Here is a 14,564-nt window from a genome sequence, read left to right as displayed (position 1 = left end):
GGAGTTATGAACTCACTTGAGCGTATTATCAGATGGGATCGGATATGAAAGCCTACGCTTTTATGGTCCCTTTCAGCCACTACACATCGATCAACTTCAAATAACACGTACCATTAACGATCATGCCTTTTTACATATCAGTGGCATGCTCTCCGAAGAACAAGGAGCTGTATGCATCGGACAGGATATGGAGCAAGAGCCGATTGTGATTCGTCAGTTGGATGATCAGGGACAATCGCTGAGAAGGCTATTCCATGGGATTGTTACACGTATGTCCGTACGCTGTGTGCGAGGCGTGTATACGTTTGAACTGGAGGCCGCTTCCCATTCATATCAGATGGATATCAAACGTAAAAGACGCTCCTATCAAGATATTCACCGCACTTATGATGATCTGGTCACTGCGCTGGTGCGAAAATATCAGTACGGAGATGCCATTGATACGGTGAGCCACTATGCCAAACTGGAGACATTTGTTTTACAATATGATGAGACCGATTGGGCGTTTTTAAAACGCCTCGCTTCTCGCTTTGGTTCCATACTTGTGCCAGAGGTAACCGCAGCCTCACCCAAGGTTTTCTTCGGGATGCCAGAAGGCAAGCAGCATAAGGTAGAACGGGATGTATTTTATCGTGTACGAAAAACGTTTCATGAACGGGATGCGGAAAAGCCGAGAGAACGTGCTGGCTCATATATCACCTATATGATCGAAAGCCTGCAATACTATGCGTTGGGCGACCTCATCACGTTACCTATCGGGCAAGACAAAGAACTGGTCGTGGTTCGAGCCGTGACTACACTGGCGGATGGCTTACTACGTACTCGCTATGATCTTCAAGCTGAACAAGATATCTGCTATGCCCGGTATGAAAACGATCGGGCTACTGGAATTGCACTGACAGGAACGGTGCTAAAGGTACAACAGGATTTCGTACAGCTTCAACTAGACATTGACCCAAAGCAAGATCCTGCTAAATCGTGCTGGTTTCCGGTGTCCACCCGTTATGTCGCCGAAGAACACAGTGGCTGGTACGATATGCCTGAGATCGGGGAACAGGTGGAATTGTATCTGCCCACACACCGCGAACAGGATGCCTATGTCACGGATTCGCTACGACAACAACGCCACACAAATGGACAGCTAAATGTAAAGGTATGGCAACATGTGCAAGGTAGCGGTGTCGAAATGTCTGAGCATGAACTGAACCTATCCACCTCCGGTGAATTTTCCATTACACTGCATGAAAGTAATGGCATTACGATTGACAGTCCCGGGAATGTGCAAATTCAGGGTGGTCACGTGAAGCTCGATGCTGGGCAGGAGCTTTCACTTGAAGCTGGAATGGCACTGTATTTAAAAGGCGGAGCCAGTAGCATGGTATTGGATGGTGAGACGGATACCAAGGCTCCGGTGATATATCAGGAAGGTACGGTGAAGGCACCTGTTTTCGTAGCCGACCTCCCTCCTGTGCCGGAACCACCATTGATGAGCATCAAAGCATACGAGGCGGCGCAAACTCCATCAGCAGCCAAGACTTCATCAAGCAGCACTCCTACCGCCAAAGTGACAAGTCCGGCTGCACATCAACAGGCTAATTCTTTGTTGGGTACGGTGTCCAAGCTATTAGGCTCCATTCCAGTGATGGGAAAAGTGGCTGGTGTTGTAGCGGGAGCGCTAAGTGGACCTGCAGGAGGTGTAATTCTGAAAGCAACCGCAGCGATCCCTGTTCGGAGCAAAGGAACCCCTACCGTTGGAGGCAGTAAGGGGAACGGCATTCATCCGTTGAAACACTTGGCTGGTTTGGCCATGCAAGGGTTGATTAGTATACACGAGCATGAGAAAGCTAAACAAGCCTATTATAACAAGTGGATTCTAGGCAAAGTGTATACGAGTGCACGTCATATTGTGAATTCCGGTGGCACATTGGAACTAGTTCAAAACCTACTGAAAGAATCAAATGCCATGTTTCATGCGTATCAGCAGGTTCCGGAAGATATAAGAAAACGCTGGAGAGCCAATTACGACAGCCGCCTGGCACAGCAACAGCCTAAACAACAAGTTGAGAAGCCTAAGTCTTGGTGGGATCGTTACCTGGAATATACGGGTAGTAGCGCAATGATAAAAAGTCAAATAGCCATGGAACAGGCACACACAGCACAAAATGTGACTGCAAAGTCGGCAGATAGCCTAACTGAAATAGGAACAGGAATTTATGAAGCTAATATGGAAAGGATCCAAAAACGCTACGATTCAGTTGGCGCATATTTGGATTACTTGTCGTACGGTATCCCTAAGGGAATCTATCAGGCTTATATGGAGCGTGCACGTAATCAGGGCAATTCTGGTAGCGATGCTATCAATTTTGCTACGTTCGGAATAACAGAGACTATACGTGGAGCGTTGACACCTAAAGATCCTTTGTCAGCAGAACACTGGTCCAACATCATTGGTCTAGTGGGGATTATTGAGGGAACCGGTTCATTTTTCAAGCCGAAACCTACACTAAAATCACCCGTTAAAGAACCTATTCATGCAGGTCCTAAAATCATAAATGGAAAAACAGAACCACCCCAATCTCCAAATCTGAAGCTCAATAAAGGAAAAGAGATTGGGGGGACGGGTGGTAGTGGGGCTACATTTGAAGGTAAAACAGGACGGGACTACAGTCGATTTGCAATTAATGACCCATCACCACCAAATGTTAAGAACGCAGAGGATTACTTTAAAATGACGAGAGATGGAGATGCAGTTGAACCCCATGAGTGGGGTCTTATATTCGATAAAAATGGTAACCCGATAAGTAAACTTATCACAGACTATCATCCAGGTAAGATTGATGTATCAAAATATAAAGCTTTGTCTAAAGATGGAGTATATACACATAACCATCCTAATAATGGTGTGTTTAGTTGGCAGGATTTGGAGACAGCAAGGGGTTTTGATATGGCAGAAATAAGAGCTACATTACCGAATGGAACAACACTTAGTATAGAACGGGGACCAAATGGCTGGAATTGGGAAAATATGGATACACAAATAACTCTGAATAAAGCAAAACAGAATGTACTTACTAAACCAGAGTACGCAGAATTATTAAGGCAAAGAGATCAAGCGGCGCTAGATATGGCATGGATGAAAGAATTTGCTGAATTGATGGGAGGTAGTTTTAATGTATACAAATAATAGTGAAGAAAGAAAGTTCCTATATGCTAAACCCTATTTTGCCGGAGTGATTGTAGACACAGATTCAAATGGGTTTGATTGGTTTGGGAATGACGAGAGGGGGCAATTAGAGAGAATCATAAAGGAGAGTAACTTTGCTGACCTTATATGTGAATTGGTTCATATTTTCAAAGAAGGACTGCCAAACTACTACGAGCTTTCTTCACTTTTTAGCATGAGTTATGAAATAGTACAAGGATATTTGATATCTCGTTATGGATTAGAAACTGCTCGAAAAGAAAAAGAAGAGTTTGAAAGACGGTTTGGTAAAGGTAAGGCAGGTATGGATAATGGAGACAAAATTATTTGTAGAGTCAAAAACGTTGAACGTAAAGATCAAGATATATCTAAAATAGAAATGGATATTGACATTGAAAGTTTAAAAATCAATGACCTTTATTTATTTGTCAACGAAATACCAGATCTGAATGAACTGAAAACCATTATAGATACAAAGTTTGATGATATTGACATTTATGTTGATAATAAACTAATTATCAAAGATAAAACTTATAGGATTATTATTTTAGAAGATGAAAATAAGATGACTGATTAGTAATTGGGCATTTTCAGAAATAGTAGACTGTCGGTCCAGAGTTTGTAAACACGCCACAATGTGAGCTACCGCCCGTATTGTGGCCTTTTTTTAGTCTGTGGACTGGTGAGGCGGCTTCTTAAAAGGTTCCTCCCCAGTGCCTGACAATATGATTTTTCCACGTTGGAAAATGTCGTTAATAACTTAAAGGCAGTTGATGCGGCAGACGCAGACTTAGATGATATTATACAAATACTGGAGGTCCTTGGAAACAGGCTGCTTCTAGAAGATAAAATTCAAAGGAGAAACTAAAATGTATAAAGTTCAAAGTGCGAAATCCATTGGAGGTGCTATAAAAAGTTGCCAACTTGATAGGTTAAGAGATTTACTTGAGAAAAGTCTTTTTCTATCTTTTTTCATCCATCTTCTGCTTTAAATATTCAGCAATTTTTGATTGTCCTCTTTCAAAGACCTTGCCATTCCTCCTATTAGATTTAACAACCACATCATAACGTCTGATGGATTCACGCAATTGGTCGGCATCATAAATATCAACATGTTTGCTCAACATTTACTTTCTGAAAAAGCTTAAATTTATAAATTTTCCACTTCATTCTCCTTCAATCCAAAACTAAACTCAACAAAAATGCACCCCCTAGCACTCATCGGACAAACCAAGAGGTTTGATCCAATATCTATACTAGGGGGTCCTCTTCTAATGGAGGGAAATTTGCTTTACCCCTTAACCGACCCGGCTGCGATCCCTTCCACAATCCGGTCACTCATGATGAGGAACACGAGCAAAATGGGCAAAATGCTGATCATCAACGTGGCTCCGATTGCTCCCCAGTCGGTCGTATATTGACCGATAAAGTTCTGAACGCCGACGGTCAGTGTTTTATTTTCGTCAGAGCTAATGAACGTATTGACGAAAATAAACTCGTTCCAGTTGTAGATCATATTAATAATAGACGTCGTTGCCATGACGGGGGTGGTCATGGGCAGCACAATCCGGAAGAACATCCGGTTGACGGAGCAGCCGTCCATAACGGCCGCTTCTTCCACTTCACGGGGCAGGGCGTAATAAAATCCCAGCAAGATCATCATCGTTGTTGGCAGATTAAAAGCGACATACGACAGGATGATGGATACTGAAGTATCTGTTAGATGCAGTTTGAGAAACATACTGAACAACGGGATCAAGGTGGAATGGACCGGAATCATGAGTCCGACCATAAAGAGCCCGAGAACCAGCTGACTCCCTTTCCACCGCATACGTGTAATGGCAAACGTAACAAAGCTGGCCAGCAGCACCGTTAGCACCACAGATATGACTGTGATCCACACACTATTGAAGAAATACCGTCCGATATTGCCGCTGGTCCACACATTCATATAGTTTTCCCAATGCGGCTGGGACGGGAGTGCAAACGGTGGAAGGTTAAACACTTCCTGATTATTTTTAAGCGAAAAAAGCATCAGCCACACCAGCGGTAAAAGCTGCGTCACCGCTAAGATGATCAAAAGTATATACAAAGCGGCATAACCGACCCGAGTTAACATTTTGCCGCGAGTAGCGACTCCAAGCGGATAGTTGGCGGCTGCCTGGGTTTTCATATCCTTTCCTCCCTCTTTCTGTCCTTTGTTACCCCTGTTCTAATGGCATGAGTGTTCTATGAATACTGGATGGTGTCACTAGTAGCGGTCACCTTGCGAATCACCCACGTAGCAACCAGACAGATGAGCAGCAGGGCAAAGGCTGTAGCGCTGCCATATCCGAAATCGAAGCTGCGGAACGCCTGGTGGTACATGTACGAAGCCATCACTTCACTGGCCCCGTTCGGCCCACCGTCCGTCATGACGTAGATCAGGTCAAAATATTTGAGTGAGCCGACAATGGACAATATGATCGTCACGTTGATCACCTCGCGCAGCAGAGGCAATTTGATACGAGTCGCAATCTGCCAGGCACTGGCTCCGTCGATCCGTGCAGCCTCCATCAGCGTTTCGGGAATGTTTTTCAGCCCGGCATAATAGATCAGGATATAAAAGCCTGCATATTGCCAAATAATCGGAATGAATAAGGCAAGCAGAACCAGAGACGGATTAGCCAACCACTCGGGCGGATTGTGAACTCCGACCGATGCCAGCAAAGAATTCAGCACTCCGTTGGTCGGGTGATACATTTTGAGCCACAATTGAGCGATCGCTACAGAAGACAGCAGCATGGGAATTAAATAAATTTTCCGCAGCAGATTCGCTCCCTTGATTTTTCCTGACAGAATCATCGCAACGACCAGATAACCGATCAGACTGATGCCTGAAAACAAGGCCAGCAGCAGCGAATGCCAGGCACTTTGCCAGAATGCCGCGTCTGTGAACAAATGTTGATAGTTATCCAGCCCTACGAAAGTCATAGGGCCGATTCCATTCCACTGATTCAGGCCGTAATAGCCGGTCAGTACGATGGGCACATAAATCACGGCAAATAACAGCAGCAGGGAAGGCAACACATAGAGAGCAATGACGAGCTTATTGGACATGACCTTTTCCACGGTCAGACCTCCTTAGGTGGTCAATTTCAATTTCCTTTCTCGATGGCAGCCTTATGCTGGTCGGCAAATTGTTGCGGTGTCACCGCTTTACCAAATAACGCCTGAATCATATTCAAATGTACCTGCGCTGCATTCGGCTTCATTTGTACATCAGCGAACAATGTAATGTTGCTGGCTTGGTTCAGCCCATTCAGGAGATCGACATACAGCTTGGGCAATTTTTCTTTGGAGGTGTCCACTTTCGTCGCTGGAATAACGCCCGCCTGTGTGACCGATTGCTCTCCCCATTTTTCTACGAAGTATTCCACGAACGCTTTGGCTTCTTCTTTTACTTTGGAATTTTCCGAAACGAACAAACCTACTCCCGGACCTCCTACCCAACTGTTCTCGTTGCCCTTGCCGCCTGCAACCATCGGGAATTTAAAGAAGCCGACTTGATCTTTAAACGCTTGCGGGATTTCGGGATTAGTCGTAAAATTCGGCAACTCCCAAGTAGCCATCAAATACATCGCCGCTTTGTCGTTCATAAACTCGGATTTTCCTTCATCATTGGACAAGCCGTTAAATCCTTTGTTAAAGGCGTTCATATCCACCAGCGTCTGAATTTCGGAGGCCGCCTGAATTAAACCAGGGTCATCGAATGATCCTGAGCCGTCAATTGCTTTTTTCAGCGTTTCGCTACCTGCTATACGGTCTGCCAGATACATGTACCAAAGCGAACCCGTCCAGCGGTCTTTATTGCCCAATGCAATCGGTGCAACTCCATGATCTACAAGTGTTTTCACCACCTGCTTAAATTCATCAAATGTCGCAGGTACCTTCAAGTTGTATTTTTGGAATATGGCTTTATTGTAATAAATGGGTGTTATGTTCAATTCGATCGGAAGCGCATACGTTTTACCATCCAGCGCATAGGCATCGGTCGTTCCCGGTACGAATTTGTCCTTCAGCTTGGAACCTTGCAGCAGGTCATCCATCGGCGTAAATAATCCACCTTTAACGTAAGGCTCCATGAAACCGGCGGCCCAAGTGATGCCGATATCTGGCAATTCGTTGGAAGCTGACAGCACTTTGAGTTTGTTTTTGTATTGTTCATTTTCCAGCACTTCCTGCTGAATGACGACATTCGGATGATCCTTTTGGTATTGATCTATAATCTGAGTTACAAGCTTGCTTTGCTGTGCCGAGCTTCCCTCTGGCCATAAGTGCATCATTTTGAGCGTAACCTTGCCCCCAGCTCCACTGGAACCGCCTTGCCCATCCTTACCAACACCACAACCGGACAGCACTAGCATGAATGACAGCAGCAGGGTCAACCCAGCAACCCATTTTCGATGTGAGCGCTTACGAACTGAATACTCGTTGGACATCGTTAGACCTCCGTTATTGTAATTATATTTTTTGTAACCGTTATCATTTGTAAGTTTAGCACTCTATTTCTGCTTCCAACAGGGTACGCTCATTGGGTATAATTCCACTTTTATTGGGTTGTGAGCAGCCTATATGTCAGTCGATATTCTCTGGTCCTTTACGCATCTGCTGTCTATAGCGGCTGGGACTTACCCCCTCGGTCGCTTTGAATACTTTAATAAAATATTTATCTGTCCGGTAGCCTGAGCGCTCACCGATTTGGGCAATCGTCAACTGGGTATGCAGCAGCAGCTCCTTAGCCCGTTGTATCCGTAGCCTGTGTAGATATTCGCTGAAGGACAAACCACTTTGCTCCTTAAATAAAACACTAAAATAGCTCGCATTCAGGTGTGAATGCGCCGCAGTCTGCGCCATCGTAATGGGTTCGTGAAGATGCTCTGCCATAAAGGTGAAGGCTCGCCGTACCGGATCGCTAAGCGTAGTCGCTTGGAGGTCAAGCTCTAGCAGAACAGGGTCAGCCAGCTTGTCCAGCTTCATGTACCGCTGCCGTTCCTCTTCCAGTTGAAGTGCTTCATTTACCGCATTCAGCAGCTCCTGCTTATCAATCGGCTTGAGCAAATAATTAACGGCTCCGAGACGAAGCGCCTGCTGGACATAATCAAACTCCGCATATCCCGAGATCACAATGATCGCCGGGCGATGTGAATCCCGTTCCAGAGAACGGATTAAATCCAGCCCGCTGAATTCCGGCAACCGGACATCTGTAATCAGTAGATGCACCTTCTCCGCTTGCAGCATATGTAATGCCTCCAGGCCATTCCCCGATGTCATAATCCGGTATTTCCCGGCGGCCCACTGCTCCAGTGTCTGATGTATCCCCTGACGTGTTCTTTGTTCATCGTCCACAATAACAATGGTCTTGGATGAAAAACTCATTCCTACCGCCCCCCGTATTCATCAGGAATTTCAAAAGCGACCACCGTTCCTTCCTGCACAGCACTGTAGATCAGCACGCCGTCCGTTGGATAAGATGCACTGTCATAATAGAGAGCAAGCCTGCGCTGCACATTAACCAGTCCCATACCGGTTCCCTTGCTCTGACAGGCAGATCCCTCGATCAACGCTGTACGCACAGCTGCAAGTTCCTCCTGTGTCATTCCAGGTCCGTTATCTACAACCTCGATCCTAGTCCAACCCAACCTCGCCGAAGGAGTGATTCGAATTTCAACACGGCCATTGCCGATGCGATTTTCGACACCGTGTAAAATTGCATTTTCTAGAATGGGCTGGATCAGCAGCTTAGGAAGCGGAATGCTTACTGCCTCTGGTGGCATATGAATTTGCCAGCTCAGACGTTCGCCAAGACGCATCTCCATCAATTCCAGATAACGACGGACTTGTGCTATTTCTTCCCCAAGTGTCACCCAAGAGTCATGGTGAGCCGGTTCGATCACATAACGAAACAGCCGCGACATGGACACCATCAGCCCGGCAAGCTCCTCCTCTCCTTTTTCTTGTAGCGACCAATTGAATGCATCTAGCGTATTAAAAAGAAAATGCGGGTTAATCTGCGCTTGCAGTGCTTTAAGCTCGGTCTGGCTTTGTAAAGCCTCCTTCTCGCAAATGACACGGATCAATTCATTGATATCGACAATCATCGTGTTGTACTCTGCATTTAATTCCCGTAATTCAACCGCTGCTGCAGGTTCAGGATTCAAGGCCAACGCTCCTTCCCGTGAACGGCGCATCGCCTGAATCAAGTGACCTATCGGTCTGGTAATCAACGTTGACAGCATAAAGGACATGAACAGGAATAACACGGCACCTAGAGACGCCGAAATAATAAGTGTCGTCCGTAAAACCGTAATTCCGTCTGTGACGACGCTAACTGGAATCAGGATCAGCAGCGACCAGCCGGTCCGTTCCGATTGCTGAACTGCCTTCACATACTCGCGCTCTCCAATATGAACCGTCTGTGTCTTGCTGTGCAATACATCTAACAAATTAATCTGACTCATAGGCTCACCCGACAGCAGCTGCCCTCGGCGATCTACAAGCAGCATAGTTTCATTTGCTTCTTCATGGGTCACTGACGTACCATTTAGCCCAAAATAACTTCGTTCCATGCGGGTAATCAGATATCCTCCGCGTGAAAACCAGCGATCCACCAGGCTCACCTGCCGAATCGCCAGCAGCGACTGGGGATTTTCAGGATCTATGCCGATCCAGACCAGCCTGCCTTTCATCTCATTTGCTTCCCGAATGTCCGCCTGTCCGATACGATCCTCCAGACTGCCTTCTCTAATCGGAAACAACATCTTCCCTTCAGCGGTATACAGCTCCAGCGAGCCAACGCTCGGCATATAAGCCTGATAGCTATGCATCACTTGCAGTAGCGATTGACGCTGTCCGAAAGTCACCTTGCCCCCATTACGCTCCTCCAGCAAAATATGCTGAACAGATGGATGATTCGCCACTTGTTCCGTCAGGCTGTCCATCTGGCCGATTAATGCATCCAGTCTGCCGCTTGCTTGTACTGCGGTTTGACCAATATGCCGTTCGGCACTGTCTTTCAACAGGTGAGAGACATTAAGATAAATAAACGCTCCCGCCACACTCATCATAATGAGCATTACCAATATAAAGCCGATAAAGATCTGATTACGCAACGTGTTTAATGGTTGAAACCTTGAACGCATAAGCCTTCTCCCCCTGAATCATCGCAGAAAAGTCAATAATGATAACGCTTTCTATTTTCTATTCTAGCGCATCGTTCCCCTTTGTTGGCATCTTTTTAGCAGAAATTAATTAAAACGGCCAGCCCTCTTTGAAATCATTGCGTTTGATAATAACACGTAATAACGATATATATATTAAAAAAGCCTTAACAAAGATAACACCTTATCCTTGTTAAGACTTGGTTTGCATTACCAAAGCAGTCCTCAGAAGTACATCAATGGCAGGGTTCAGGCATTATCTTGTCGATAACGAAGCCCATTTTTGCTCCAGCCACTGATCGAATTCAGTACCCTTGTTGCCTTCATAGATATCATAAATATCGACTCTCATCTTACGCAGCTTCTCGCGAAAATCGTTGTAGGTATGGTCGGCTGGCAGGCTTTTTTTAATCCGCACTAGAATCTTCGTCAACCCCTTAACAAGCTCACCCTCTTTGCGCACAGGTGGCTGTACGTTTTCGCCCCATTCCTGTAGCTTGTGGTAAGCAGCTTCCTGAACGGCATATACCATATCATTATTCATTCGGTGCGTCAGCAAGTCAATCGTCTGCTGGTTCTTCCATGCACCCAATTCATTCACCGCTGCTAGGCGCGCTTTCCAATCGGAGGTTCGGTTTGCAGCCACCTTAAGCTGCTCATATACTTCTGCAAATTCCTGCTGAGTTTCGTTGTTTTCCAAAATAATCTCATCCTTTTCTAAAAATCACTACACTGCTGTTCATCACGATTGCCGTTTGTTAAATATAACATACTTGCAGGTCTTCTACTAAAAAAGATCATTATGAAGTGTATTGGAGCTGCAGCCAATAATACGAACAAAAAAAGAACCCAAGGCTCCGCCTCAGGCTCACTGGTGCAGATTAACAACTGAAAACCTGCGTTGGTACAGTTTTTTTATATTCGGCATGCTCGATAATAGCCATATTTAGTAAGAAAATTTATAGAAAATCGGCACGTGCTGGTGTAAATGCATCTAGCAAAATTCCGTCATCCTCCAGCGGGATACAGCCATGAAGAGTGTCGGATGGAAAATGGATGCTGTCTCCTTCTTTAACAATCTGCACATCCTTGGTTTCGCCATGATCGATCATGAACTTAAAGCTTCCCTTCAATACATAAGTGACCTGTTCATGGACATGCTTATGCAACAGGATCTCCCCAGTTTGAGCTTTAGCAAACATCACTTTGACATACATCAACTGGTCACTGTGGGCCAACACTTTCCGGGTCGTATTACTGTCTACTGTGTCCATTTGAATATCTTGATCGTAATAAAACATGAATCATTCCTCCTCATTTAGAACCCAATCTATTTAAGATGAGTTATTTTTAAAAATTCATAAATCGGTTTAGTTTAAAACCAGCAGAAAATAAGCCAAAGTAATCCGGAAAGGATAGTAAAGTCGGGATCGGCGAATGTCACTCCTTCGGCACCCAAAAAAGAAAAGAGCGGTAAGGTGAGAGCCGGCAGCAGACAGAGCAAAAATCCATTAAGACAACTGGAAATGACTGCTCCTCTAAAACCACCGCTGGAATTGCCAAATATCGCGGCTGCACCGCCAGCGAGAAAACAGGCCATGATCCCCGGTACAATAACAGGCAGTCCGATAAGAGGGAAAAGAAAGACGCAGGCAACACCTGTGAAAAAGCTGACCAAGAAGCCTACCAACGCGGAATTGGGTGATTTGTCGAACAGTACCAGAACATCTACACCAGGGATTGCTCCAGGTGCGAACACTTGGGAGAAGCCTTTGAAAGCGGGTACAATTTCAGTCGTGAACAGCTTAACACCTGCTTTTGCGATATACAAGCCGGCAGCAAAAGTAGCTGATTGTTCGAGGATAAAGACGAGGTATTCTTTGCCATCAGATAATTTGCTGACATAATCAGAACCAGCAACCAGTCCAGATACCAGCAAAAGCACCAGCATCGTCAAGGTCGTTGCCACATTGGGATCACGCAAAAAACTGATGCGGTCATTTATTTTTACATTTTCGGTGTCATGTTCACGATTGCCTAAAACTTTTCCTAGATAGGTACCGAGGATGTAAGAAGTCATGGAAGCATGAGCAATTGTATATTCATCTGATTTGATAATATTTTTGCTGGCATTCCGGAGCAGGTAAGGAAACACCGCCATGTAGCTCCCAATGACCAAAGAACCAACGATAATTGTAGTCAGCGAACTGAGACCCAGACCTTTCATAACGGCTGTAGCGGCAAAGCTCATGAACAGAATCAAGTGAAGAGACAAATAAATGTACTTGAACTTGGTCAGGCGCGCAAGCACGATGTTAAGGATCATGGAAAAGAGTAAAATGAGTGCAGCATCCGCCCCGATCTGATCAATGGTCAGTGCCATGATAGCTTCATTACTTGGTACGACACCTTTAAGGTTGAACGCAAAAGAAAATATTTGGCTGAAGTTTGTGAGCACGCCTCCTAAAATTCCGCCGCCGACCTTGATCATGGTGAAGCCCATGAAAGAAAGGGTGGTTCCCGTTATGATCTCGGATACTTTCTTCCTCTGGAATACGAGACCGAGTAATGTCACAATCGCAATAATGATGGATGGCTCCCTGATAATGCTCATAAACATTTCCATAGTGATCTCCGACCTTCTTTTATCATATTTTTCATTCTTACTAAATCGATTTAGTAATGCTTGAAAAAAATTTCCCTTCCGGGAATGTAAAAAGAAGTAGAACTGCCTTTTGTGAATTTTAGTACAAGTTAAATCATAAATTTCCGTTTAGGGTTCACTCCTCCCCTCTTTTAAGTTGCAGTCATCACTACACTCAGCAACATACATACATGAAAGGGTATTCATGACTCGAATCATAAGATCATTATAGCTCTTTATTTTCTTTTTACAATAGAATCCATAAAAACGTTTTCAAAAAGAAAAAATACTTATTCAACTATTCAGTTTAACTTTTGGACAGATTCTCTGTGGTTAATGACCGGATTCAAACGGATGATTTCTGAGGGCTGCTCCTGCTCTTTTTGATCGATTTTATCGAGCAGTAGCCTCGCACTTCTTTTTCCCATTTCAAAACTCGGCTGGGAAACGGTAGTGATCGGCGGATTATAAAAAGATGCAAAGGATACATCATCTATCCCAATCAAGGAAAAATCGTTGGGTATGGTCAGATGATTATTTTTGGCATAGATCAGCACCTGCTCCAAAATCATGTCATTCGTAGCAAGAATTGCGGTAGGCGGGTTCTCCATATGAAATAGTTGTCTAATAAGATCAGGCATTTCATCCAGCCTGCCGCTTTTGATATAGTTTTCATGCACGGATATATCATGTTTGCTGAGTGTATTCCTATAGCCGGATAGCCGCTCACTTCGTGTAGTAATCGCTTTTTTGCCTAGAGGAAACGTGATGATGCCAATGTTTTTGTGACCATGCTCAATCAGTGCTTCAATCGCAAGCTCGCTAGCTTTTTCATTATTCAACAGCACCGTGTCTACGCTGATTTCATCAATTTTTCGGTCCACAAACACGAACGGATAGCCACTTTTGACAAGGGAAACATATAATTTTTTGTTCTCTTCTGTAGGAAAAATAATAAGTCCATCCACTTGCCGAGCAATCATCGACTGGACGTACTTTTTCTCTTTGAGGGAATCATCATCGGTATTGCAGACAATGACCTGGACATTTTCCAGTTGGCATTCATCTTCAATCGCGCGCACAATCTCTGTTGTAAATCTCGACAAAATAGTTGAAGAAATAACCCCCACAATAAAAGTCTTCTTTTGCTTGAGACTGCGCGCCACCTCATTGGGAATATAACTGAGCTCCTCAATCGCTTGCTCAATCTTCTTCTTGGTGCTTTCACTCATATAGTTGTATCTTTTGTTCAGAAACTGCGAAACTGTGCTCTTCGACACCCCTGCACGTTCTGCGACTTCTTTCATCGTTGTTACCATGATTCCCCCCCTTTCTATATTTGCGTATTAGGCATGTGCTCATTTTCACTATATATGTACTCTGCAACCTGTATGTAATGTGAATTTCCTTTATTATATACCTTCTTTTACAGGAGGAAAATATAATAAATATGAGTTGAAACGTGCCTTCACCCCATACCCCTACCCCATAAATGCTGGACTCCTAACCTAAATATACC

11 protein-coding genes are annotated in these 14,564 nt (G+C 44.7%); 2 read left to right on the top strand and 9 right to left on the bottom strand.

What is annotated here, in order from left to right:
• Positions 1-16: 16 nt before the first annotated feature.
• Together KSP24_RS00810 and KSP24_RS00805 are read left to right on the top strand one after the other, a co-directional pair.
• Complete coding sequence (locus KSP24_RS00810; RefSeq protein WP_216974221.1) at positions 17-3,184, top strand: contractile injection system protein, VgrG/Pvc8 family; 3,168 nt, start codon at positions 17-19, stop codon at positions 3,182-3,184.
• Positions 3,171-3,779, top strand: coding sequence for a hypothetical protein (locus tag KSP24_RS00805; protein WP_216974220.1), 609 nt, complete (start codon positions 3,171-3,173; stop codon positions 3,777-3,779). The genes KSP24_RS00810 and KSP24_RS00805 overlap by 14 nt, the downstream gene beginning before the upstream one ends.
• Positions 3,780-4,493: 714 nt before the next feature.
• On the opposite strand, the gene KSP24_RS00800 is transcribed toward KSP24_RS00805, so the two are convergent.
• The 9 genes from KSP24_RS00800 to KSP24_RS00760 form a co-directional block, all read right to left on the bottom strand.
• Positions 4,494-5,375, bottom strand: coding sequence for a carbohydrate ABC transporter permease (locus KSP24_RS00800; protein WP_031462002.1), 882 nt, complete (start codon positions 5,373-5,375; stop codon positions 4,494-4,496).
• A 56-nt stretch (positions 5,376-5,431) separates the two neighbouring features.
• Complete coding sequence (locus KSP24_RS00795; RefSeq protein WP_013372488.1) at positions 5,432-6,313, bottom strand: carbohydrate ABC transporter permease; 882 nt, start codon at positions 6,311-6,313, stop codon at positions 5,432-5,434.
• A gap of 26 nt (positions 6,314-6,339) precedes the next feature.
• Positions 6,340-7,683 carry an extracellular solute-binding protein gene (locus KSP24_RS00790; RefSeq protein ID WP_013372489.1) on the bottom strand — a complete coding sequence of 448 codons (1,344 nt, stop codon included), beginning with the start codon at positions 7,681-7,683 and terminating at the stop codon, positions 6,340-6,342.
• A gap of 136 nt (positions 7,684-7,819) precedes the next feature.
• Positions 7,820-8,620 carry a response regulator gene (locus KSP24_RS00785; protein ID WP_216974219.1) on the bottom strand — a complete coding sequence of 267 codons (801 nt, stop codon included), beginning with the start codon at positions 8,618-8,620 and terminating at the stop codon, positions 7,820-7,822.
• Between the two features lie 2 nt (positions 8,621-8,622).
• Positions 8,623-10,383, bottom strand: coding sequence for a cache domain-containing sensor histidine kinase (locus KSP24_RS00780; RefSeq protein WP_216974218.1), 1,761 nt, complete (start codon positions 10,381-10,383; stop codon positions 8,623-8,625).
• A gap of 274 nt (positions 10,384-10,657) precedes the next feature.
• The gene (locus KSP24_RS00775; protein WP_129549798.1) at positions 10,658-11,101 is read right to left on the bottom strand and encodes a HEAT repeat domain-containing protein; all 444 of its coding nucleotides are present in this window, start codon (positions 11,099-11,101) and stop codon (positions 10,658-10,660) included.
• A gap of 259 nt (positions 11,102-11,360) precedes the next feature.
• Positions 11,361-11,702: a cupin domain-containing protein gene (locus KSP24_RS00770; protein ID WP_016821893.1), complete on the bottom strand. Its 342-nt coding sequence runs from the start codon at positions 11,700-11,702 to the stop codon at positions 11,361-11,363.
• 74 nt (positions 11,703-11,776) lie between these two features.
• A complete protein-coding gene (locus KSP24_RS00765) occupies positions 11,777-13,027 on the bottom strand; it encodes a PTS ascorbate transporter subunit IIC (protein WP_216974217.1) in 1,251 nt (416 codons plus the stop codon).
• Between the two features lie 320 nt (positions 13,028-13,347).
• Positions 13,348-14,364, bottom strand: a complete 1,017-nt coding sequence (locus KSP24_RS00760) for a substrate-binding domain-containing protein (protein WP_216974216.1) — start codon at positions 14,362-14,364, stop codon at positions 13,348-13,350.
• Positions 14,365-14,564: the final 200 nt, after the last annotated feature.

It is taken from the genome of Paenibacillus sp. AK121, from assembly GCF_019042715.1.
Classification (GTDB): Bacteria; Bacillota; Bacilli; order Paenibacillales; family Paenibacillaceae; genus Paenibacillus; species Paenibacillus polymyxa_C.
Note: the sequence above shows the minus strand (reverse complement) of the source record. Positions and strands in the feature narration are given on the sequence as shown.

Excerpts from the sequence above, each read along its gene's own strand:
- KSP24_RS00780 (WP_216974218.1), bottom strand. The coding sequence starts at position 10,383 with ATGCGTTCAAGGTTTCAACCATTAAACACGTTGCGTAATCAGATCTTT.
- KSP24_RS00805 (WP_216974220.1), top strand. The coding sequence starts at position 3,171 with ATGTATACAAATAATAGTGAAGAAAGAAAGTTCCTATATGCTAAACCC.
- KSP24_RS00790 (WP_013372489.1), bottom strand. The coding sequence starts at position 7,683 with ATGTCCAACGAGTATTCAGTTCGTAAGCGCTCACATCGAAAATGGGTT.
- KSP24_RS00760 (WP_216974216.1), bottom strand. The coding sequence starts at position 14,364 with ATGGTAACAACGATGAAAGAAGTCGCAGAACGTGCAGGGGTGTCGAAG.
- KSP24_RS00800 (WP_031462002.1), bottom strand. The coding sequence starts at position 5,375 with ATGAAAACCCAGGCAGCCGCCAACTATCCGCTTGGAGTCGCTACTCGC.
- KSP24_RS00770 (WP_016821893.1), bottom strand. The coding sequence starts at position 11,702 with ATGTTTTATTACGATCAAGATATTCAAATGGACACAGTAGACAGTAAT.
- KSP24_RS00785 (WP_216974219.1), bottom strand. The coding sequence starts at position 8,620 with ATGAGTTTTTCATCCAAGACCATTGTTATTGTGGACGATGAACAAAGA.
- KSP24_RS00765 (WP_216974217.1), bottom strand. The coding sequence starts at position 13,027 with ATGGAAATGTTTATGAGCATTATCAGGGAGCCATCCATCATTATTGCG.